The following is a 23,131-nucleotide window of genomic DNA, read 5'->3' on the forward strand; positions in this document are numbered from 1 at the left end:
CGTCGGCCCGGCGAGTGCTTCGTCCGGCCGCGCCGGGCATGATGGACACCAATCTAGTGAGTCAACAATGAGCGTCACTGCAATTATCACCGGCATTACCGGCCAGGACGGGGCTTATCTCGCTCAACTCCTGCTCGACAAGGGCTACGTGGTCTACGGCACCTATCGCCGCACGAGCTCGGTCAACTTCTGGCGCATCGAAGAGCTCGGCATCGGCGCTCATCCGAATCTCCATCTCGTCGAATACGATCTGACCGATCTGAGCGCGAGCATCCGCCTGTTGCAGACCACGGGCGCGACGGAAGTTTACAATCTTGCCGCGCAAAGCTTCGTCGGCGTGTCGTTCGACCAGCCCGTCACCACCGCGGAGATCACCGGCATCGGCCCGCTGAACCTGCTCGAGGCGATCCGGACCGTGAATCCGGCGATCCGCTTCTATCAGGCGAGCACGTCGGAGATGTTCGGCAAGGTGCAGGCGATCCCGCAAACGGAGACGACGCCGTTCCATCCGCGCAGCCCGTATGGCGTCGCGAAGCTCTATGCGCACTGGATCACGATCAACTACCGCGAGAGCTATGACATCTTCGGCTGCAGCGGGATTCTGTTCAATCACGAATCGCCGCTGCGCGGCCGCGAATTCGTCACGCGCAAGATCACCGACAGCATCGCGAAGATTCGCCTCGGCAAGCTCGACGTGCTCGAGCTCGGCAATCTCGACGCGAAGCGCGACTGGGGCTTTGCGAAGGAATACGTGGAAGGGATGTGGCGGATGCTGCAGGCCGACAAGCCCGACACGTACGTGCTCGCGACGAACCGGACCGAGAAGGTGCGGGATTTCGTCGACATGGCGGCGCGCGCGGCGGGCTTCAGGCTTGCATGGGAAGGCCGCGAAGAAAACGAAGTCGGGATCGACCAGGTCTCGGGCAAGACGATCGTGAAGATCAATCCGAAGTTCTATCGCCCCGCCGAAGTGGATCTGCTGATCGGCGATCCGCAGAAGGCGCGCGAAGCGCTCGGCTGGGCGCCCGCCACGACGCTGGAGCAGTTGTGCCAGATGATGGTCGAGGCCGACATCCGGCGCAATGAAGCAGGTTTTTCTTTCTGATTTATGGCAAAAGTTCTGATTACCGGGATCGGCGGTTTCACCGGGCGGTATCTCGCCCGGCGGCTGACGCAGAGCGGGCATGACGTGTGCGGCCTCGTCCATCGGGCGGGTGTCGGGCTCGAATGGCGCACGCACGTCGCGGATCTGCTCGATCGCGGCCAGCTCGCGGACGTCTTCGAGCGCGAACGGCCCGATGCGGTCGTGCATCTGGCCGCGATCGCGTTCGTCGCGCACGATGACGTGAGCGCGATCTACCAGACCAACGTCGTCGGTACGCGGAACCTGCTCGATGCGCTGGCGTCGTCGTCTCACACGCCGCGCTCGGTGCTGCTCGCGAGCAGCGCCAACGTCTACGGCAACACCGATCGCGAATGGATCGACGAATCGGTGCCGCCCGCGCCCGCGAACGATTACGCGGTCAGCAAGCTGTCGATGGAGTTCGTCGCGAGGCTCTGGCGCGAACGGTTGCCGATCGTCGTCGTGCGGCCGTTCAATTACACGGGCGTCGGTCAGGCGGTGAACTTCCTGCTGCCGAAGATCGTGTCGCACTTTCGCTCGCGTGCGTCCGTGCTCGAACTCGGCAATCTCGACGTGATCCGCGATTTTTCGGACGTGCGCGCCGTCGCCGCCGCTTATGAGAAGCTCATCGGCGGCGCGTTCGCCGGCGAGACGTTCAACGTATGTTCGGGCGTCGGCTATTCGCTGCACGACGTGCTCGCGATGGCCGAGGAGCTGACGGGCTACCGGCCTGAAATCCGTGTCAATCCGAACTTCGTGCGTGCGAACGAAGTTCGCAAGCTGATCGGCAACAGCACGAAGCTGCGCGACGCGATCGGCGAGCCGCTGGCGGTCGGGTTGCGCGATACGCTCGCATGGATGCTGGAGCGCGCCGCTTGAAGCTGATCCTCGCGGTGGACGCGATCGTGCCGCCGCTGACCGGAATCGGGCGCTATGCGTGGGAGCTCGCGAAGCATTATTCGACGCCGGACAGCGGGCTTGAGTCGATTCGCTATTTCTTCGCGGGCCAGTGGATCGGCGATCCGCGGGTCTTGCTCGACGGTCCGCCACGCGGGCGCGCCGCGCGCCGCAAAGGCTGGTGGCCGCGCGTGTCGGCCGGCTTGCGGCAGTGGCGCGAGCAGCGCGCGGTCCGCGGGCACGTGTTTCATTCTCCCAATTATTTTTTGCCGGACTGGGTCGAAGGCGGTATCGTCACCGTGCACGATCTGTCGGTCTTCAAGTATCCGGAGACGCATCCGGTCGAGCGCATCCGCCACTTCGAGCGCGGCTTCGCGTCGACGCTCGCGCGCGCCGCGCACATCATCACGGATTCCGAAGCGATCCGGCACGAGGTGGCCGACAGCTTCGGCTGGCCGCTCGAGAAGATCACGTCGGTGCGTCTCGGCGTGCCGCCGGAGTTCGGGCGCCGCGAGCGCGCGACGCTTGCCGAGCCGCTCGCGCAATACGGGCTCGCGCCCGGCGCCTATACGCTGTGCGTGTCGACGCTCGAGCCGCGCAAGCGGATCGACGCGTTGCTCGCCGCCTATGCGGCGTTGCCGGCGGCGCTGCGCGCGCGCTACCCGCTCGTGCTCGTCGGCAGCGAGGGCTGGTTAAGCGATGCATTGCGGCAGGACATCGCGCGCGGCGAACGGCAAGGGTGGCTGCGCTATCTCGGCTTCGTGCCGGAGGCGGCGCTGCCGCTGCTGTACGCGGGCGCGCACGCGTTCTTCTTTCCGTCGCTCTACGAAGGATTCGGCCTGCCCGTGCTCGAGGCGCTCGCGAGCGGCGTGCCGACGCTGACGTCGCGCTGCTCGTCGCTGCCGGAAGTCGCGGGCGGCGCGGCATGGCTCGTCGAGCCGGGCGATCATGAAGCGTTGCGGGCCGGCATCGAGCACGTGATGTGCGACGAACCTTGGCGGGCGGCCGCGATCGACCGGGGGCTCGAGGTCGCGAGCGAAACGACGTGGGCGCGGTGCGCGCGCCGCACGCTCGACGTGTGCCGCCGCGTCGCGTGAATCAGGCGGCTTCGGCGAGCGCCGCAACGAGCGCTTTCAGTTGATCGGCGCTCGCCGACCACGTGATCGGCTCGATCCCGCCGCTCGTTGGCGCGGCGCCGGCCGCTAGCTGCGCGAGCCACGCCGACAGTTCGCGCGCGAGCGCGCCGCCGTCCGCCGCGCGGAAGTACGTCGCATGGTTTCCCGCCACTTCCCTGAACACGTCGAGGTCGCGCAGGAACAGCGGCTTGCCGTGCCGCGCCGCCTCGACGATCGGCAGCCCGAAGCCTTCGGCCTCGGACGCCATCACGAGGCCGTCCGCCTGTGCGTATAGTGCCTCGAGGCGCGCATCGTCCGCGTCGTGCAGCCAGATGAGCCGCCGGCCGTTTTGCGCGTGCCGCTGCAGGCGCTGCACGACGGGCTCGACATGCCAGCCGGGCGCGCCGACGACGACGAGCGTGACCTCGGCGCCGTCGCGCCACAGCGCATCGAACGCATCGAGCACCTGTGCGTGCCCCTTGCGCGGCTCGATCGTGCCGACCATCAGCAGCAGCGGGTGCGCCGCGTCACGGCACGGGTCCGCCTGCGCCGGCATCGACGCCGGCGCGGCGTGTGCGTGGCCGAGCGTTTCCGCGCCGAGATCGAACGAGCGGATCGCGATGTCCGCGTTCGTCAAGCCGAAGCGGCGCCGCATCAGCCAGTCGATCTCGCGCGCGACGGTGCGGGAAATGCACCAGAGCTCGTCCGCGTGCACGGCGAGCGTCGACAGCCAATGCCGGAACGAGCGCCGCGCGCGCGGCGTGAACCAGCGCGGATGCTGGAACGGCAGCAAGTCGTAGACGACGAACGCGCAGCGCACGCCTTGCCGCTTCCACGCGAGCAGGTCGCGCTGCCGCCGCGGGACGATGCGGCTCGTCAGGTCGAGGCCGATGAATACGTCGCCGGCGCGAACGCGCACGGCTTCGCCCGGCGGGGCCGATGCGGCGTGCTGTGGCTCGCCCGCATCGGGCGGGAGAAAGTGGTCCGCATAACGATAGGGCGTCTTGCGCGTCGCGCGGATCGGGCGCACGTCGAAGCCATCGGGCGGCGAGGCCAGCAATTGCGCGAGGAGCGAGCGGACGACGCGCTGAATGCCCGTGCCGGCGTCGTGCGCGGCGATGATCGACACGTCGACGAGCAGTTGTCGCCGCAGGGCGCCGGGCGAGCGCGGCGCGCCGCTGCCGCATGCGCTGACCGCGCGCCGCGCCGCGCGCGCGAAGCCGGGCGCGACCCAGATCGCGGCGCACTGCAGGACGGCGGCTTTCAGCGCCCGGCTCAAGCTTCGGACGCCGGCACGGCGCGCGTCATGCGGTGCTCTCTTGATAGAACGCGTACGCATCATCGACCGAGTCGAACGAATGCAGCTTGCCTTCGATCAGCACGGATGCGCGGTCGCAATGCTGCTGGATGTAGCTCGCGTCGTGGCTCACGATGATGAGCGAGCGATCCTTGCGCCGCTCGAACAGCTCGTGGTGGCATTTCGCGTGAAAGCGGCTGTCGCCGACGGCGACGATCTCGTCGATCAGGAAGCAGTCGAATTCGATCGCCATCGAGATCGCGAACGCGAGACGCGCGCGCATCCCGGCCGAGTAGCTCTTGACCGGCTCGCGCAAGTAGTAGCCGAGCTCCGAGAATTCCTGCACGAACGGCTCGGCCGCCTTCGGGTCGGCGCCGTAGACGCGGCAGATGAAGCGCAGGTTGTCCATGCCGGTCAGGCTGCCCTGGAATGCGCCGCCGAACGCGAGCGGCCAGGATACCTGCATGCCGCGGCGGATGCGGCCCGACGTCGGCAGCTCGGCGCCGCTGATCATCCGGATCAGCGTCGACTTGCCGGCGCCGTTGCGCCCGAGGATGCCGACCTTCTCGCCTTGCTTCACGTTCAGGTCGATCTGGTTCAGCACGCGGCGCATGCCTTGCCGCGTGTGATAGTCCTTGCAGACACGCTCGAGCTCGATCATTCCGGCTCCACCTTGCGGCCTGCGTCGCGCACGAAATACAGGCCGATCAGCAGCAGGATCAAATCGCTGAACACCATGTAGCGGATGCTGTAGTGCGGCGTGACGAGCGAGCCGAAGTAGCCGCCGCGCAGCATTTCGGTGCCGTGCACCATCGGCAGCAGCAGGACCGCGTTCTGGAATTTTTCGGGCAGCCATGCCACCATGAAGAGCGAGCCCGACAGCGGGAACAGAAGATACGCAACCGTGTGCCAGATCCGCTCGACCGATTCGCTGCGCTCGGACAGCGCGCCGATAACTAGTGCGAGGCCGGATCCGAATGCGGCGAGATGCAGCCATGCGCCGAGGACCATCATCATGTTTTCGGGCGGATGCATCATGCCGGCGACAATGAAGAAGATCGTCAGGAACGTAAACGACATCGTCGCGCCGGAAATTTCGAGCAACAGGCGCGCAAAGAAGAAGTCGACCACGCGCACATTGCGGTGATAAAGGAGCGCTTGGTTAGGCTGAATTGCGAGCGCGCAGCGGTTCGCGCAATTGCGCCACAGCAACACGGGAGAGTAGCCGGTCACCGCAAACTCCGTTATCGGCAAGTTGGAGCCGTGTGTTGCTTTCGTTATCGTCCACAGCGCGAGCACGCCGAGCGTGAACATCATCGGTTCGAAGAAAATCCACAGAAAGCCGATGTTGTGGCGGCCGAAGCGCGTCAGGATCTCGCGCATCAGCAGCGCGCCGACGACGCGCGCCTGGATCGCGAGCGAGCGGGCGAGCGGGGTGTCGTGATGTGCCATCGCCGGCCGGTCTCAGTCGTGGTGCTCGCGCACGCCGGCGAGCAGGAGGCTCAGGATGCCCCATGCGATCATGCCGAGCGCAAATACCTCGAAGATCGATTTGAGCCGCTTCGGCTCGATCGCGACGTCCGGCTTGTTCGGCTGGACGAGGCGCTCCAGATAGAGCTGCTGGCGCTGCGCCTCGGCGCGCGCGGTTTCCATTGCCGCGAGGGCGGACGCGAGCTGCTTGTCGGCGAACTGCGAATCCAGTTGCAGCCGCGCGTAGCTTGCCGCCTTGTTCGACAGCGAGTTCTTTCCGCCCGCGACGCCGCCCGTCGCTTCCTTGATCTGCTTCTCGAGCTCCGAGATGCTGTTCTTCAGGACCGAAATTTGCGGGTTCTGCGGCGAGATCACCTGCAGTTGCCGGAGTTGCGTCTGCGCAGAGAAGAGTTGCGACTGCAGGCTCGTCACCTGCTGCAATTGCAGCGCGGACTGCTTTTCCGGATCGAACACGGCGTTCGAATTCCGGTACGCGGCGAGCACCGCCGCCGCTTCCTTCGCCTTCGAGGCGGCTTCGTCGACCTGCCGCTGCGCGAAGCTTACAGTGTCCTTCGCGGCGCGTTCGTTCATCCGGTTGACGAGCTGCTCGCCCAGGCCGAGCAGCTCGATGTTGATCTTCAGCGCGTCGTCCGCCGTGTAGCCGCGCACCTGCAGCGTCGCGATCCCCGACGACGACTCGAGATTCACGTTCACGATCCGCTTGCCGTAGTACTTCCACAACGATTCGAAGCTGCCGTCGAGCGTCGCGTTGAAGTGGCTGATGACGTCGCCGCGCTTCGAGTACGCGTCGAGCACGTAGTTGTCGCGGTTCAGCGCGGCGAGCGCGTCGCGCGACTGGATGTAGTCGATGACGGGATACGTATCGTCCTGTCCGCGGCCGAACCCCGTGCCCTGCAGCAGCGCGCCGACGACGCTCGGCTGCGCCGCGCGCTGCGCGCTGCGCACGACGAAGCGCGATTCGGACACGTAGATGTCGGAGGCGATGAGGCCGTAGTAGAGGGTCGCGATGAGGGTGGGGGCGGCCACCGTCAGGACGAAGAGCTTGTTGAGTCCCTTGAGTCGCCCGATGAGGTTCGTCCGCTTTCCGGTCATCGGAGCTGAGGCGCTGCCAGATACGTTTTCCAACTTCCTTCCATCCAAGCTGATTGGCTCTCGGCGTTCTGTCAAAAGACTTACGTCATTCGCCTTTCGACGCAAGAGCGATTTCGATCAAGTGACGCGGTTGCGCAACGTTCGCGTGCGCGCGAGGGCATGTTTCGCCCATTCGAGTGCACGTTGCAGCATTGAACCGCGTACGGATGACTTCCGGCAAGCTCGTTTTCGCTGCCGCCCGGGCTTGCGGGAAGCGGGTGGCCAAGGGGGCGGCTGATTATAGCCAGCGAGGGTGAAATGCGCCATCTCCGCGCGCTCTACGTCAGATTTGCGCAATAGCGCGCTGCCGGCTTGGCGCCTTCTGTTTTGCTTTTTTTGGCGGGATGCTATATTCACCGCTCCCAAGAAGAGAGCGGCCGAACCGCCTGCCGCAATATTTCAATATTCATAAAGGGTTCGTTCGAGGGGGCGAAAATGTTCACCCTTGGGCGCCTCAATTTCGCCGGTTGACATTTTTTCGATGCCTCGCTCATTTCTTGTGCTGCAAGGCACGGCTTCATCGTTTTTCAGCCGATTGTCCGAAGCATTGTCGACGCGGGGTCACGCGGTGCGCCGGGTCAATTTCTGCGGCGGCGATCGCCTGTATGGCGGGGCGACCGCGGCCTGGGACTATCGGGACGCGCTCGACGCGCTGCCCGAGTGGTACTTGCAAGCAGTCCGAACGGAGGGAGTGACGGATGTAGTCATGTTCGGCGACTGTCGTGAAATCCATCGGCACATGCATCCGGTCGCGCATGCCTGCGGGCTGCGCACGCACGTGTTCGAGGAGGGCTACGTCCGCCCGCACTGGCTGACGCTCGAGAGGCACGGCGTCAACGGGCGGTCGCTGCTGTCGCGCGATCCGGCCTGGTATCTCGAGCAGCGCGGCGTCACGCCGCCGAGCCAGCCGGGACGGCCGACCGGTTACAACCTTTACGAGCGCGCGTTCCACGATATCCGGTATCGTAGTGCGAATGCGCTTTACGCAAGCCGCTTTCCGCATTACAGCAGCCATCGTCCGCGGAACGGCTTCGTCGAATATGCGGGACTCGCCGTGCGCGCGCTCCAGCAGAGCCGCCATCACGGCGAGGCGGAGAAGGTGGTACGGGCGTTGCTCGAATCGAAATGCGCCTATTATTTTTTTCCGCTGCAACTGGGTTCGGACGCGCAGATCGTCGTCCATTCGCCGTTCGACGGCATCCGGGACGCGATCGAGCGGGTGATGCGCTCGTTTGCGCGGCATGCGCGTTCCGATGCCGTGCTCGTCATCAAGAACCATCCGCTCGACACGGGATTGATCGATTATCGGCGCTTCGCTTACAAGTTGGCGGCCGAGCTCGGCCTCGCGAAGCGCCTGCGCTTCATCGACGCGGGCCATTTGCCGACGCTGCTTGAGCATGCGGCGGGCGTCGTCGTCGTCAACAGCACGGTGGGGCTGTCGGCGCTGCATCATGGCCGCCCGCTAATCGCGCTCGGCAGCGCGGTATACGTGATGCCGGGGCTGACGTGGCAAGGCAGCCTCGATGATTTCTGGACGCAGGCCGGACCGCCCGACATGACTCTGTACCAAGCGTTTCTCGACTACGTGATGCATCACACCCAGATCAACGGCGATTTCTACACGCGCACCGGCATCGAGATGGCGACGGCGGGCGCGCTCGAACGGCTTGAGGCGGCGCGTGACTAGCGCCGCGCCGCATCACGTCGTCATCACGGGCGCGAGCGCGGGGCTCGGCCGCGCGCTCGCGCTCGCGTATGCGGCGCCGGGCGTCGTGCTCGGGCTCGTCGGGCGCGATGCGGCGCGGCTCGACGCGTGCGCGCAGGCGTGCCGCGCGCGCGGGGCCGAGGTCGTCGTCGGGCAGTTCGACGTGCGCGACGCCGAGCGCGCGCAGGCGTGGCTCTGGGCGTTCGACGATGCGCATCCGATCGATTTGCTGATCGCGAACGCGGGCGTCGCGAGCACGCTCTCGTCCGCATCCGACTGGGAAGGGCTCGAGCGCACGGCGAGAGTCGTCGACACCAATTTCTACGGCGCGCTGCAGGCGGCGCTGCCCGTGATCGAGCGGATGCGGCCGCGCGGCCGCGGGCGCATCGCGATGGTGAGCTCGCTCGCCGCGCTGCGCGGCATGGCGATCTCGCCCGCCTATTGCGCGAGCAAGGCGGCGATCAAGGCCTATGCCGATTCGGTTCGCCCGTTGCTGGCGCGCGACGGCGTCGGGATGTCGGTGATCCTGCCGGGCTTCGTGAAGACCGCGATGAGCGACGTGTTTCCAGGCGACAAGCCGTTCCTGTGGTCCGCCGACAGGGCGGCCGCCCACATCCGCGCGAAGCTCGCGGCCGGGCGCGCGGAGATCGCGTTTCCGGCGCCGCTCGCGTTCGGCATGCGCCTGCTGACGCTCCTGCCCGCCGCGCTCGCGGACGCGATTCTCGGCAGGCTGTCGTATCTGCCGCGCGAGGAGCGCTAGCGTGAGCGGCGGGCTCGCGCTCATCTTCGCGATCGCGGCCGCGCTGTCGTTCGCCCTCGATGCGCTCGCGGCGCCGCGCGCGCCGTGGCGCCGGCCGATGGCGGCCGCCGCGCTGCACGCGCTCGCGTTCGCGTTCGTCGCGAGCTGCGTGCTGCTCGTGACGGCGCGCGTGCTGTTCTCGACGTTCGTCGCCGTCGCGCTCGTCGGCCTGATGGCCGTCGTCAGCAACGCGAAGCACGAATCGCTGCGCGAGCCGTTCGTGTTCACGGATCTGAGCCTCTTCAGCCAGTTGTTCTCGCATCCGCGTCTGTATCTGCCGTTCCTGAGCGCGGGCAAGGTCGCCGCGATCGCGGCCGGCGTCGCGCTGCTCGCGGCCGGCTACGCGGCCGAGACGCCGCTCGCGCCGCGGCCGTTCGCCGTGACGGCCGCGGCGATCGTCGCGTGCTTCGCCTGCGGCTGCGCGCTCGCGAGGCGCCTCTCGCGCACGCTCACGCTCGACGCGAGCGTCGACCAGCGGCGCCACGGGTTCTTCGCGACGTTCGTCGCCTATCTGCTGAACGGGCTGCGGCCCGCGACGCTGCGCGCGTTCGAGCGCGCGGCGGCGGCGAGCCCGTTCGCAACCGGCCGGGCCGCCGCGTTTCCCGACGTGATCGTGATCCAGAGCGAATCGTTCTTCGATGCGCGGCGCGCGGTGACGGGCATCGAGCCGTCGCTCTTCGCGCAGTTCGATCGCGCGCGACGCGAGTCGACGTTTTACGGCGAGCTTGCGGTGCCCGCGTGGGGCGCCAACACGATGCGCACGGAATTCGCGATGCTGACGGGGCTGGCGTCCGAGCGGCTCGGCTATGCGCGCTTCTACCCTTACGCGTTCCTGCGCCGCGCGTGCGATTCGCTCGCCGGCTGGTTCCGGCGCGGCGGCTACCGGACGGTCGCGATCCATCCTTACCACGCGGATTTCTTCGGCCGCGACCGCGTGTTCCCGCTGATGCATTTCGAGCGTTTCCTCGACATCCGCCATTTCGCCGACGCGCCGCGCGCGGGCCCGTACGTCGCCGATGCGGCGGTCGCGGAGGCGCTGATCGCCGAGCTCGACGCGCCGCGCGCGAAGCCGCTCTTCGCGTTCACGATGACGATGGAGAACCACGGCCCGCTGCATCTGGAGGCGGTCGAGCCGGGCGAGTCGCGCGTGCGCCACGCGCTCGGCGACGGCGGCGAATGGCGCGATTTGACGGTTTACTTGCGCCATGTCGCAAATGCGGATGCAATGATCGGGCGACTGCTCGAGCATCTGCGCACTCGGCGGCGCGACACGGTCGTGTGTTTCTACGGCGACCACGTCCCGGCGCTGCCGCACGTTTTCGGCAGGCTGGGCGTCGCGCCCGAGCGCAGCGACTACTTTATCTGGCGGAATTTCGGCGCGCCGGACGGCCATCGGCGAGATGCGCGCGTCGAAGAGCTCGGTTTGATCCTGCTTCGCGCGATCGAAGCGGAGGAGGCGGGCAGCCCCGCGGCGAATGCATCGGAAAAAACGACACAACGATGAATGTAAAGATTGCAATTGTTGGGATGGCGTGTCGCTTTCCCGGTGGCGTAGAGAATCCGGACGCGTTCTGGAGGCTGCTGTGCGACGAGCGCGACGCGGTCACCGAGGTGCCCGTCGAGCGCTTCGGCACGGACTTCCATCAGCATCCGTCGAAGCGCGAGCCGGGTAAAAGCTACACGTTCGCCGCGGGCGTGCTGGACAATGTTGCCGGCTTCGACGCGGCGTTCTTCGGCATTTCGCCGCGCGAGGCGACGCAGATGGACCCGCAGCAGCGCCTGCTGCTCGAACTCGCATGGGAAGCGTTCGAGGATGCGGGCGTGCGGCCCGCCGACATGCGCGGGCGCAACTGCGGCGTGTACGTGGGCGTCGCGAGCCCGGACTACGGCAATCGCAGCATGGACGACCTGAACTCGGTCGATCCGTATTCGGCGACGGGCAACACGCTCAGCATCGCATCGAATCGCGTGTCCTATCTGTTCGACCTGCGCGGGCCGAGCATGTCGGTCGACACCGCGTGCTCGTCGTCGCTCGTCGCGCTGCATCAGGCGATCCGGGCGCTGCAGGCGGGCGAAGCGGAGCTCGCGCTCGCGGGCGGCGTGAACCTGCTCGCGCATCCGTTCGGCTTCGTCAGCTTCTCGAAGGCGTCGATGCTGTCGCCGCGCGGCCGCTGCCGCGCGTTCGACGCGACGGGCGACGGCTACGTGCGCGCCGAAGGCGGTGCGTTCGTGCTGCTCAAGCCGCTCGAGCGCGCACTCGCCGACGGCGACACGATCCATGCGGTGATCGCCGGCTCCGGCGTGAACTCGGACGGCTATTCGCCGGGCGGCATCAGCGTGCCCGGCGCCGCGACGCAGGCCGCGCTGCTGCGCGACGTGTACGCGCGCGCGGGTGTCGATCCGCTGTCGCTCGCGTATCTCGAAGCGCACGGCACGGGCACCGCGGTCGGCGATCCGATCGAGGCGCGCGCGCTGATCGAAGTCGCGGGCGCGCGGCGCCCCGAGCACGATCCGCTGCTGATCGGCTCGGTGAAGACCAACATCGGCCATCTCGAAACCGCATCCGGGATGGCGGGCCTCGTCAAGGCCGTGTGCTGCCTGAAGCACCGCGCGGTGCCGCGCTCGCTGCATTTCGAGACGCCGAACCCCAACATCGATTTCGCGGGCGGGCGGCTGCGCGTCGTCGATCGCCTGACGCCGCTCGACGCGCGCGGCGCGCCGCTTGCGATCGGCGTCAATTCGTTCGGCTTCGGCGGGACGAACGCGCACGTCGTGTTGATCGAGGCGCCCGCGGCGGCCGGTGGCGACGATGCGGCCGCGCGGAGCGCGCGCGGGGCGGCGGCCGACATCGACGCCGAAGACGCGCCGCCGCCGCTCGTGCTCACCGCGCGCGCGCCGCAGGCGCTCGCGGCGCTGGCCGCGCGCTACCTGCAGCGCGTCGACGACGGCTGCGCATGGCATGCGCTCGCCGCCAACGCGGTGCGGCGCAGGCAAGGGTTCGAGGAGCGCGCGGTGGTCGCGCCAGCGAACGTCGCCGAAGGTCGTGCGGCGCTCGCCGCGCTCGCGCAGGGCGGCGCGGCGGCGCCCGCGTGCGTCGCGCGCGCGCATGCGGCCGAGCCCGATGCGCGCGTCGCGCTTCTTTTTTCCGGCAATGGCTCGCAATGGGCGGGAATGGGGCGGCAACTGTACGCGGAAGATGCGGTGTTTCGCGCCGCGCTCGGCGAAATCGACGCATTGTGGTGCGCGGACGGCAGCGCGTCGCTCGTCGACGTGATGTGCGCGGGGGCGAGCGCGGAATGGCTCGCCGCGACCGAGCACGCGCAGCCGATGCTGTTCGCGATCCAGGTGGGGATCGTGCGCGTGCTCGACGCGCGCGGCGTGTACTTCGACCGGGTCGCGGGCCACAGCGTCGGCGAGATCGCCGCCGCGTGGGCGGCGGATGCGCTGTCGCTCGCGGACGCGGTGCGCGTGATCAAGATTCGCAGCCGCGCGCAGGCGCTGACCCGCGGCAGTGGGCGCATGGCCGCGGCGGGCGTCGGCGCCGCCGCCGCGCGCGCGCTGATCGCGCAGCTCGCGCTCGACGCGAGCGTCGAGATCGCCGGCGTGAACAGTCCGCAATCGGTGACGCTCGCGGGCCCGCTCGATGCGCTGCAGGCGATCGAGGCGGCGTTGCGCGCGAACGGCCAGTTCTTCCAGTTGCTCGATCTCGATTACGCGTTCCACAGCAAGCAGATGGAGCGGATCGAGCCCGTCGTGCTCGAGCAGCTCGCGGACCTCGCGCCGCGCGCGGGCACGGGCGCGTTCGTCTCGACGGTCACGGGCGAGCGCTTTCCGGGCGACGCACTCGGCGCGCATTACTGGTGGCGCAATATCCGCGAGCCGGTGCGCTTCGGCGACGCCATTGCGTCCATCGCGGCCGAAGGCATTCGTCTGTTCATCGAAATATCGCCGCACTCGATCCTGCGCACGTACGTGAAGCAGACGCTGAGCGCGATGAAGCTGTCCGGCACGACGCTGCCGACGCTCAAGCGCCAGCAGGACGGCGCGCAGATGCTGCGCCAGACGATCGCCGCGGCGCTCGCGCACGGCGCGCGGATCGATCCCGACCGCTTCGCGCCCGATACGCCGCGCGTCGCGCTGCCGACCTATCCGTGGCAGCGCGAGCGCTACTGGCTCGATCCGAGCCCCGAAGGCTACGGCCTCGTCAATCGCCGCCGCGCGCATCCGCTGCTCGGCTACCGGCTGCACGAGCACGCGTTCGCGTGGGAGAACCAGCTCGATCCAGTGCGCGTGCCGATGCTCGCCGATCACGTCGTCGACGGCGGCGTCACGTTTCCCGGCGCGGGCTACGTCGAGATGGCGCTCGCCGCCGCGTGCGCGTTCTTCGGCACGTCGGATTGCGCGGTCGAGAATCTCGAGATTCGCACGCCCGTCGTGTTTCAGTCGCAGCAGGCAAAGCTGTTCCGCTTCATGATCGAGCCGCGCACCGCGTCGTTCAGGATCGAGACGCGCGAGCGGATGTCCGATGCGCCGTGGGTCGAGAACGTCGTCGGCCGGCTGCTCGAGAGCGGCAATACGCTCGCCGCGTCGAGCGCCGCGTCGCCCGAGACGCTCGCGCGCCTCGATGCGCAGCCCGCGTCGAGCGCCGACGCGCTGTACGACGGCGCAGCCGCGCTCGGCCTCGCATACGGCCCCGCGTTCCGCTGGGTGCGCGCGCTGCGGATCGCGGGCGACGCGGCGCTCGCCGACGTCGCCGCGCCGCCCGCGTGCGGCGACGCCGCCGAGCTTGCCGCGTACCTGCTGCATCCGGCGCTGATGGACAGCGGCTTCCATCCGCTTTTCGCGCTGCTCGCGCAAAGCGGCGGCCGCGACGCGCGTGCGCGGCGCGCGGCGTACGTGCCGGTGCGGATCGGCCGCATCGATTTCCTGCGCGGCGACGTCGTCGCGCGCGTGCTTGCGCGCATCGAGCGGCGCAATCCGCATTCGATCGTCGCGTCGTTTGATTTTCTCGACGCGAGCGGCGCGATCGTCGCGCGTCTCGCCGCATGCCGGTTTCGCCGCGTCGATCTCGTCGGCCGCCGGCTGAATCCGCCTGCGCGCTTCGTCTACGCGCTCGACGCGAAGCCGCTGCCTTCGGCGTTCGACGCAAGCGGGCTGCCCGCGCCGGCGCGGCTCGTCGAGAGTGCGGCCGCGACGCTTGCGTCGCGCGAGGATCTCGGGCGCCGCACGAGCCATCTGACCGAGATGCTGCCGCTCTTCGACGTGCTCGCGAGCGCCTATGCGCTGCGCGCGCTCGATGCGATCGACGCGTTCCGGCAGCCCGTGCCGCCCGCCGACGAGCGCGCGGGGCTCGTCGCGCGTCTGGCGTCGATGCTCGTCGAGGACGGGCTCGCGCAATGGGCGGGCACGCGTCTTGCGCGCAACGACGCCGCGTGCGCGTCGCTGCCCGCGCTCGACGAGCTGTGGCGCGGCTTGCTTGCCGAATCGCCCGCGCACGTCGCGGAGCTGACGCTGCTCGCGCACTGCGGCGCGGCGCTGCCCGCCGTGTTGCGCGGCGAGATGGCCGCCGCGCAGGTGCTGTCGCCGACGGGCGGCAGTCTCGTCGATCACTTCCATGACGCGTCGCCGACGTGGAGCCATGCGCATGCGCTGATCGCGGCGTGCGTCGGGCAGGCGCTCGCCGCCTGGCGCGAGCCGCGCCGGCTGCGCGTGCTCGAGATCGGCGCGCCGGATCGCGACGTGCTGAGTCCTGTCGGCGGCGCGCCGTGCGCCGCGCGCTGCGACCATACGATCGCCGGCACGCCGCAGCAGCTCGCGGGCTTCGACGCGGCCGCGCATCCGTCGGTGCGGACGATCGCGCTGCAAACGGGCGAAAGCGTCGCGCTCGCGGCCGAAGACCGCACGCCTTACGACGTCGTGCTGATCGATCGCGCGCTCGCCGCGCAGCAGGACCCGCTCGCATTCCTGAGCGTCGTGTTCGAGCGGCTCGCGCCGGGCGGTCTCGTCGTGCTCGTGGAGGCGCGCGGCAGCCGCTTCTCGGACATCGTGTTTTCGCTCGCGGCGGGCGGCGGCGCGGGCGGCGCGCCAGCCGCCCCAGCCGCGCCGCTCGCGCCCGCGGAAATCCAGTCGCTGCTCGCGCACGCGGGCTTTCGCGACGTCGCGCGCCATCTCGAGCAATCGCTCGATCTCGAGGGCGCGCCGACGTTCATGCTCGCGCGCAAGCCCGCGGCGAAGGCGGGCGACGCGCGCGAGGCGCTCGACGGCGGCGTGTGGGACAGCCTCGACACCGCCGCGTATGCGCAGCGCTGGCTCGTCGCGACGGGCGACGGCGGCGATGCGAGCGCGGCGCTCGCCGGCGCGCTCGCGAGCACCGGCTGCTATGCGGAGGCCGTGTCGCTGCAGCGAATGGCCGAGGTCGTCGCGCTCGCGCCGCCCGCGCAGCCGCATCACCTGGTGTTCGTCGCGCCCGACGCGCCGCCCGCCGGCGATGCGGACATCGACGGCGCGGCGATGATGCGCGCGCAGCATGCGGGCGTCGTCGCGCTCGCGCGGCTCGTGCGCGAGCTCGGCGTGGTCGACGCGACGGCGCGCGTGCGGCTGTCGATCGTCACGCGCGGCGGCGCGCCGTTCGCGCTCGAGGCGCCGCTCGATCCGACGCACGCGGGCCTCTGGGGGCTCGGCCGCGTGCTCGCGAACGAGCATCCCGAATTGTCGTGCCGGCTGATCGACGTGCATCCCGACTGCGACGCGTCGCTCGACGCGCTCGTGCGCGAGCTGCTCGCCGACGACGCGGAGGAAGAGGTGCTGCTCGCGCCGCGCGGGCGCCTCGTGCCGCGCATGCTGGGCGCCGCGCAGATCGATGCGCGCGCGGCCGACGCGATCGGCGAGCGGCCGCCGGCGGCGCTCGCGTTCGACGTGCCGGGGTCGCTGCGCAATCTCGAATGGTTCGCGCAGCCCGCGCGCGAGCTCGAGCCCGACGAAGTCGAGATCGAGCCCGTCGCGACCGGCCTGAACTTCCGCGACGTGATGTATGCGATGGGACTGCTGTCCGACGAGGCGGTCGAAACGGGCTTCGCCGGCGCGACGATCGGCATGGAGCTCGCGGGGCGCGTCGTGCGCGTGGGCCGCGACGTCGACGGCTTCGCGGCCGGCGACGCGGTGCTCGGCTTCGCGAGCGCGTCGTTCGCGACGCGCGTCGTGACGCGCGCGGCCGCTATCGCGCACAAGCCGTCGCGGCTGTCGTTCGAGGAAGCGGCGACGATTCCGACCACGTTCTTCACCGCTTACTACGCGCTCGCGGAGCTCGCGCGGCTGCGCCGCGGCGAGCGCGTGCTCGTGCACGGCGCGGCGGGCGGTGTCGGCATCGCGGCCGTCCAGCTCGCGCGCCACTTCGGCGCCGAAGTGTTCGCGACCGCGGGCAGCGGCGAGAAGCGCGAGTTCGTGCGGCTCATCGGCGCCGACCACGTGCTCGATTCGCGCAGCCTGTCGTTCGCCGACGAGATCCTCGCGCTGACGGGCGGCGAAGGCGTCGACATCGTGCTCAACTCGCTCGCGGGCGAGGCGATGGTGCGCGGCATCGACACGCTGCGCCCGTTCGGCCGCTTCCTCGAGCTCGGCAAGCGCGACTTCTACGAGAACAGCTACATCGGCCTGCGGCCGTTTCGCAACAACATCAGCTACTTCGGCATCGACGCCGACCAGTTGATGGGCGCGCGCGCCGATCTGACCGCGCGCCTGTTCGGCGACGTGATCGCGCTCTTCACCGAAGGCACATTGCATCCGCTGCCGTATCGCGCGTTTCCTGCCGCGCGCGTCGAGGACGCGTTCCGCTACATGCAGCAGGCGCGGCAGATCGGCAAGGTGCTCGTCACGTATCCGGCGGGCACGCCCGCGCCGACGCGCGGCGTCGCGCCCGCGCAGGCGCCGTCGCTGCGGCTCGATCCGCATGCCGCATATCTCGTCGTCGGCGGCACGGGCGGGCTCGGCTTCGCGAGCGCGCGCTGGATGGTGTCGCGCGGCGCGCGGCATCTGACGCTCGCGAGCCGCGGCGGGGCGCTCGCCGAACCGCTGCGCGACGAAGCCGAGCGGTGGCGCAGCGAGCTCGGCGTCACGACGCACGTCGTCGCGTGCGATGCGACCGATGCGGCGGCGCTCGCGCGCACGATCGGCGAGATCGACGCGCGCGGCACGCCGCTGAAGGGCGTGCTGCATTCGGCGATGCACATCGACGACGGCCTCGTGCGCAATCTCGACGACGAACGTTTCGCCGCGGTGCTCGCGCCGAAGGTCGCGGGCGCGTGGAACCTGCATCGCGCGACGCGCGAGCGCGCGCTCGACTTCTTCGTCGTCTATTCGTCGGCGACGACCTATCTCGGCAATCCGGGGCAGGCGAGCTACGTCGCCGCGAACAGCTTCGTCGAGGCGCTCGTCGAAGAGCGCCGCGAGGCGGGCCTGCCGGGCACGTTCATGGCGTGGGGGCCGCTCGAGGACGTCGGCTTTCTCGCGCGCAACGCCGATACGCGCGAGTCGCTGCAGACGCGGATCGGCGGCGTGTCGATCACCTCGGACGAGGCGCTCGCCGCGCTCGAGCGCGTGCTGATCGCGGGCGACGCGGGCGAGGCCGTCGTGCGGCTCGACTGGCACGCGGTGTCGCGCGGGATGCCCGCGGCCGACGCGCGCCGCTACGCGCTCCTGCGCGCGCGCGGCGCGAACGAGCCCGCGCGCGACGGCGGCACGCGGTTGCGCGCGCAAGTGGCGGCGCTCGCGCGCGACGAGGCGGTCGGCGTCGTCGAAGAGAATCTGCGCGCGCAGATCGCGCACATCCTGCATTTGTCGCCCGAGCGGATCGAGCTCGACAAGTCGGTGCTCGAGATGGGCATGGATTCGCTGATGGGCATGGAGCTCGGGATGGCGGTCGAGGAGACGTTCGAGGTCAAGCTGTCGGTGATGGCGATCGCGGACGGCGCAACCGTGCGTTCGCTCGCCGGGCGGATCGTCGACATGATCTCGGGCGCGGCGGCCGGGCAGCCGGGCGCGGGCGAAGGCGACGACGCGCGGCGCGCGACGGTCGCCGCGATCGCCGCGCAGCATGCGTTCGACGGCGACGCGCGCCGGGCGCTGAACGTCGGCGACGACAAGCCCGCCGACGCCGCGCCGGCCGCGCCGAAGACGCTGGTGACCGCATGAGCGCGCCGGCCGGCTGGCACGCGCGCGAAGGCACGCTCGCGCGCGAGCTCGCGCTGTCGGGGCACGGGCTGCACACCGGGCGGCGCGTGCGCGTGCGGATCGTGCCCGCCGACGGCGGCGCGCGCACGCGCGGCGTCGTGTTCCGGCGCATGCGGGACGGCCGCGTGCTCGCGACGCTCGCGGCCGGCCCGGCGCTGCGCCGCGCGCAGCCGCTATGCACGATGCTGCGCAACGCGGACGGCATCGGCGTGCGTACGGTCGAGCATCTGCTCGCGTCGCTGCTCGCGTGCGAGATCGATCACGCGACGGTCGAGCTCGACGCGGAGGAAGTGCCGATCCTCGACGGCAGCGCGCGGCCGTGGGTCGACGCGCTGCGCGCGTGCGGCCGCGCGGCGCTGCCGGCGCCGAAGCGCTTCATCCGCGTGCTGAAGCCCGTTGTCGTGACGGATGACGGCGGCGACGCGCGCCGCGAGATGCGCGTCGAGCCCGCCGCGCGCTACGAGCTCAGCGTGCGCAACGATCTGAAAGGCTTCGGCGACATGCACTGGAGCGGCGTGCTGACGCCCGACGTGTTCGCCGCCGAGATCGCGCCGTCGCGCTCGTATGGGCGCGTCAAATGGGCGATTCCCGCGATCGTGGCCGGCTACCTGCGCGGCGTGCCGATCCTGCGCGGCGCGCGGCCGTCGTGCACCGCGTCGATCGTCGGCTCGCGCGTCGTCGGCGGCCTGCGGCAGCCGGACGAGTTCGTCCGCCATCGCGTGCTCGACCTGATCGGCGATCTCGCGCTCGCGGGCGCGCCGCTGCTCGGCCGCGTGTCGGCGTTCCGGCCGAGCCACGAGATGAACTTCCGGCTCGTCGAGGCGCTGCTGTCGACGGCCGGCGCCTGGGAATGGGCCGAGTTCGTCGCGTAATATGTGAGCTTCATTGACGAAAACGGGCGAATTGTTCAGATGGGATTGGGTGATCACCTGCGCCAGCAACTCGCGGCGAAAGCACTGAAACGGCAACTGGACCGCGTGTCCGACGACGGCGCCGCGCGCCGCGCGCCGCCTTCCGCCTCCCTCCACGCGACGGGCGATCCGCGCAGTTGGTTCGAGGCGATGCCGCAATACCAGCAGGTCAAGATCATCCGCGAGATGGGCGAGAAGCTGCGCGTCGAATCGCCGTTCTTCCGCGTGCACGAGGGCGTCGCCGGCGCGACGACGCACATCGGCGGCCGCGAATACCTGAACTACGCGAACTACAACTACCTGGGACTCGCGGGCGACCCCGTCGTGTCGGCGCGCGCGAAGGACGCGATCGACCGCTACGGCACGTCCGCGTCGGCGAGCCGGATGGTCGCGGGCGAGCGGCCCGTGCAGCGCGAGCTCGAACGCGGCCTCGCGTCGTTCTACGAGACCGACGACTGCGTCGTGTTCGTGAGCGGCCATGCGACGAACGTGACCGTGATCGGCTCGCTGTTCGGCCCGGGCGACCTCGTCGTGCACGACGCGCTCGCGCACAACAGCATCGTGCAGGGCGCGCAGTTGAGCGGCGCGAAGCGGCTGAGCTTCGCGCACAACGACTGGCGCGCGCTCGACGCGCTGCTCGCGCGCGTGCGGCGCGAATACCGGCACGTGCTCGTCGCGATCGAGGGGCTCTACAGCATGGACGGCGATTTGCCGGACCTCGCGCGCTTCGTCGAGATCAAGCGGCGCTACGGCGCGTTCCTGATGGTCGACGAGGCGCATTCGCTCGGCGTGCTCGGCGCGCACGGCAAGGGCATCCGCGAGCACTGCGGCGTGCCGTCGGCCGACGTCGATCTGTGGATGGGCACGCTGAGCAAGGTGCTCGCCGGCTGCGGCGGCTTCATCGCCGGCTGCCAGCCGCTCATCGACATCCTGCGCCATCTCGCGCCGGGCTTCCTGTACAGCGTCGGGCTGTCGCCCGTGCTCGCGGCCGCGTCGCTCGCCGCGCTCGAGCGCCTGCAGGCCGAGCCGCAGCGGATCGCGACGTTGCGCGAGCGCGGGCTGCAGTTCCTCACGCAGGCGCGCGACGCCGGCCTCAACACGGGCACGAGCGAAGGCTACGCGGTCGTGCCCGTCATCACCGGCAGCTCGCTGAAGGCCGCGCAATGGGCGAATGCGCTCTTCGACGAAGGCATCAACGTGCAGCCGATCTTCTATCCGGCCGTCGAAGAGAAAGCCGCGCGACTGCGCTTTTTCATCTGCTCGACGCACGAGCCCGAGCAGATCGAGCGCACGATCGCGGCGCTCGTGCGGCTCGCGCGCTGAGCGCGGCGATGGAGATTCCGCCTGCCGACGGCGAGCGCCGCGCTTCGAGCGAAGCCGCGCCGCGCTCGTCGCCGTGGCGTTTCCGTGCGGCCGCGGCAAGCGACGCGCACGCGTGCGCGCCGCTCGTGTTCGAATCGGGCGTGCGCGAATTCGGCTACTTCCTCGGCGAGCCGCCCGCGCGATGCATCGCGTTTCTCGCATTCGCGTTTGCGTCCAAGCACGGGCGCTTTTCGTGGCGGCGCCATCGTGTCGCGGTCGGCGACGGCGGTGCGGTGAGCGCGGTGCTCGCCGCGCACGACGGGCGCGCGAGCGCGTTCGACGATCTGCACGTCGCATGGATGCTGCTGCGATTCTTCGGCCCGGCGCGCACGATCCGGATGCTCTTGCGCGGGCTCGTGCTCGAAAGCGAGCTGCCCGCGCCGAAGCGCTCGCAAACGCTGATCGCGCATTGCGCGACCGATGCGCGCGTGCGCGGCTGCGGCGCGTTCAGCGCGCTGTTTGAAGATGCGGTGCGCGGCGGTCTCTTTCGCGCGGAACCGGGCAGGGAAGTCGTGCTCGACGTGCTGACGAGCAACGTGCGCGCCCGCACGCTCTACGAGCGTCTCGGCTTCGTCGAGATGCCGCGCTCGCGGCCGAGGTCCGCGAGCCTGCCGGGCGAGCTCGCGTCGGTGCGGATGCGCTTCGGCGGTGCGGCGCGGCGAAGCGTCGCCTCAGGCGCGTGGCGTGCGCTGAAGCCTGAATGAAGAAGCCAGTAACCGGCGGCAAGCGGCGGGCATGCGGCGCGCGGACTTCGCCGATCACTTCAGATTCCAGCAGATCCCGTTGAAATACGCATCGACAGGCACGTTCTGCGCGGCCGTCGCCGCGTTGCAGAGATTGCCGCCCGTCGTGAAGCTCGCCGTGCCCTTCGTCGGAATCAGCTTCAGCGTGCGGCCGTTCCATGTCGGCCTGATCGCGCTGATCTTCACGTTGCCGGTCAGCATCACGACGGGCGCCGTGTGCACGTCGATCGTCGCGGCGCTCGCGACCGTCGCGGGCGCGGTGTCGATGCCGAGGTTCGACGACACGACGCTGTCGCCCGTCGGCGCGCCGGAGATCGGCGTTCCCGAGCCGCTGAAGTCGTTGCCGCTGACGAGCCCGCCCGCGTTGTTGCCGGCAAGCACGATGCCGTGCTGCGGCGCCGCCTTGAAGAGCCCGCCGCAACTGCCGCCGAGTTCGGAGTTGCGCACCGCGTACGCGCTCACGTTCGGGCCGTAGACGATGTTCGCCGCCGCGCCGCCGCCGCGGCCGTTGCCGCAGAAGCGGCTCGCGTCGAACGTGACGAACGTGCCCGCCTTGACGTTCGCGCCGTTCGACGCGCCGTTGTAGTTGCGCAGCCCGTTGAAATGGATCTCCGACACGAGCCCGCCGCCCGTGTTCCTGATCAGGATGTTGTCCGACTGCGCGGATGCGGTCCAGCACGCGCTGCATTCGAGCCCTTCGACGCGCGCGCTCGGCGCGCGCGTATCGATCTCCAGCGCGTTGACCGCGTTCGTGTCGCCGACGTACGTGTTGTTCAGGCTCGCCCATGCGACCCACTGATTCGCGCCGGGGGCGATCTGCGTGCCGATCTTCGTCATTTGCATGTCGGATTCGGTGACGAGTAGGCCGCCCGCATCGAGCACCTGCATCGCGGCGTCGCCGGGATGTGAAGGGTCGCCGATGACGGTCGTATTCGAGATGCGCGCGTCGACTGTTCCGCCGTACGTCGTGAGTGCACCGATCCGAATTCCGATGCTGCCCGCACTATGGATGCTGCTGATGATTGTCTGATCGACGAGGGCTTGATTGCCGTTCAGGTCGATGCCGATGAATGGTCCCTGGATATTGACATCTGCGATCACGGGGGCGTTCACGTTTCTAACCGCGATCGTCGCACCTCGCGTATTTTGACCGGATGCAGATGCGTTGATATAGAGATCACGGATCGCTGCGCCATTGCCGGCAAGCAAGATCATCGGGTCCAGGTTCACGACGCCCGCCGACAAGTTCGCGGTTTGCCCATGCGTGCCGGCGAGCGTAACGTTATCCAGCACGCTGACAGTACCTGTAATTACGCAATGTGTGTTCGACAA

15 protein-coding genes are annotated in these 23,131 nt (G+C 69.3%); 10 read left to right on the top strand and 5 right to left on the bottom strand.

Annotation, left to right across the window (positions count from 1 at the left end; genetic code table 11):
* The first annotated feature begins 67 nt into the window (after positions 1 to 67).
* Genes gmd through AQ610_RS03900 form a run of 3 tightly spaced genes read left to right on the top strand, consistent with a single transcriptional unit; the run spans position 68 to position 3,117 of the window.
* Positions 68 to 1,105: a GDP-mannose 4,6-dehydratase gene (gmd, locus tag AQ610_RS03890; protein ID WP_006025390.1), complete on the top strand. Its 1,038-nt coding sequence runs from the start codon at positions 68 to 70 to the stop codon at positions 1,103 to 1,105.
* 3 nt (positions 1,106 to 1,108) lie between these two features.
* On the top strand, positions 1,109 to 2,002 hold the full coding sequence (locus AQ610_RS03895; protein WP_009917140.1) for an NAD-dependent epimerase/dehydratase family protein: 894 nt from the start codon (positions 1,109 to 1,111) through the stop codon (positions 2,000 to 2,002).
* The gene (locus AQ610_RS03900; RefSeq protein ID WP_006025392.1) at positions 1,999 to 3,117 is read left to right on the top strand and encodes a glycosyltransferase family 4 protein; all 1,119 of its coding nucleotides are present in this window, start codon (positions 1,999 to 2,001) and stop codon (positions 3,115 to 3,117) included. Before AQ610_RS03895 ends, AQ610_RS03900 begins: the two co-directional genes overlap by 4 nt.
* Position 3,118: 1 nt before the next feature.
* Here AQ610_RS03900 and AQ610_RS03905 read toward each other — a convergent pair whose 3' ends face one another.
* From AQ610_RS03905 to AQ610_RS03920, 4 genes are read right to left on the bottom strand one after another with little or no spacing between them, the layout of a single operon-like run.
* Positions 3,119 to 4,414 carry a glycosyltransferase family 4 protein gene (locus AQ610_RS03905; protein WP_082262313.1) on the bottom strand — a complete coding sequence of 432 codons (1,296 nt, stop codon included), beginning with the start codon at positions 4,412 to 4,414 and terminating at the stop codon, positions 3,119 to 3,121.
* 25 nt (positions 4,415 to 4,439) lie between these two features.
* Positions 4,440 to 5,093: an ABC transporter ATP-binding protein gene (locus AQ610_RS03910; protein WP_006025394.1), complete on the bottom strand. Its 654-nt coding sequence runs from the start codon at positions 5,091 to 5,093 to the stop codon at positions 4,440 to 4,442.
* Positions 5,090 to 5,884 (bottom strand): ABC transporter permease, encoded by a 795-nt coding sequence (locus tag AQ610_RS03915; protein WP_006025395.1) that lies wholly within the window; start codon positions 5,882 to 5,884, stop codon positions 5,090 to 5,092. Before AQ610_RS03915 ends, AQ610_RS03910 begins: the two co-directional genes overlap by 4 nt.
* A 12-nt stretch (positions 5,885 to 5,896) precedes the next feature.
* Positions 5,897 to 7,048, bottom strand: coding sequence for a KpsE/RkpR family capsule polysaccharide export protein (locus AQ610_RS03920; protein ID WP_041861590.1), 1,152 nt, complete (start codon positions 7,046 to 7,048; stop codon positions 5,897 to 5,899).
* Between the two features lie 487 nt (positions 7,049 to 7,535).
* Here AQ610_RS03920 and AQ610_RS03925 point away from each other — a divergent pair, with 487 nt between their 5' ends.
* From AQ610_RS03925 to AQ610_RS03955, 7 genes are read left to right on the top strand one after another with little or no spacing between them, the layout of a single operon-like run.
* Positions 7,536 to 8,741 (top strand): capsule polysaccharide biogenesis protein, encoded by a 1,206-nt coding sequence (locus AQ610_RS03925; protein WP_043282303.1) that lies wholly within the window; start codon positions 7,536 to 7,538, stop codon positions 8,739 to 8,741.
* Positions 8,734 to 9,519, top strand: coding sequence for an SDR family NAD(P)-dependent oxidoreductase (locus AQ610_RS03930; RefSeq protein WP_043282455.1), 786 nt, complete (start codon positions 8,734 to 8,736; stop codon positions 9,517 to 9,519). The genes AQ610_RS03925 and AQ610_RS03930 overlap by 8 nt, the downstream gene beginning before the upstream one ends.
* Position 9,520: 1 nt before the next feature.
* Positions 9,521 to 11,062: an LTA synthase family protein gene (locus AQ610_RS03935; RefSeq protein WP_006025399.1), complete on the top strand. Its 1,542-nt coding sequence runs from the start codon at positions 9,521 to 9,523 to the stop codon at positions 11,060 to 11,062.
* Positions 11,059 to 18,744 (top strand): type I polyketide synthase, encoded by a 7,686-nt coding sequence (locus AQ610_RS03940; RefSeq protein ID WP_043282307.1) that lies wholly within the window; start codon positions 11,059 to 11,061, stop codon positions 18,742 to 18,744. Before AQ610_RS03935 ends, AQ610_RS03940 begins: the two co-directional genes overlap by 4 nt.
* Entirely contained in the window at positions 18,741 to 19,655 is a 915-nt protein-coding gene (locus tag AQ610_RS03945; protein WP_006025401.1) for a UDP-3-O-acyl N-acetylglycosamine deacetylase, read from the top strand. The genes AQ610_RS03940 and AQ610_RS03945 overlap by 4 nt, the downstream gene beginning before the upstream one ends.
* Before the next feature lie 39 nt (positions 19,656 to 19,694).
* Positions 19,695 to 21,017: an aminotransferase class I/II-fold pyridoxal phosphate-dependent enzyme gene (locus tag AQ610_RS03950; protein WP_009913461.1), complete on the top strand. Its 1,323-nt coding sequence runs from the start codon at positions 19,695 to 19,697 to the stop codon at positions 21,015 to 21,017.
* Between the two features lie 8 nt (positions 21,018 to 21,025).
* On the top strand, positions 21,026 to 21,760 hold the full coding sequence (locus tag AQ610_RS03955; RefSeq protein ID WP_006025403.1) for a GNAT family N-acetyltransferase: 735 nt from the start codon (positions 21,026 to 21,028) through the stop codon (positions 21,758 to 21,760).
* A gap of 54 nt (positions 21,761 to 21,814) precedes the next feature.
* Here AQ610_RS03955 and AQ610_RS03960 read toward each other — a convergent pair whose 3' ends face one another.
* Positions 21,815 to 22,900, bottom strand: coding sequence for a hypothetical protein (locus tag AQ610_RS03960; protein ID WP_231748945.1), 1,086 nt, complete (start codon positions 22,898 to 22,900; stop codon positions 21,815 to 21,817).
* Between the last annotated feature and the right edge of the window lie 231 nt (positions 22,901 to 23,131).

The sequence above is a fragment of the Burkholderia humptydooensis genome (assembly GCF_001513745.1).
In the GTDB taxonomy this organism is placed as follows: domain Bacteria; phylum Pseudomonadota; class Gammaproteobacteria; order Burkholderiales; family Burkholderiaceae; genus Burkholderia; species Burkholderia humptydooensis.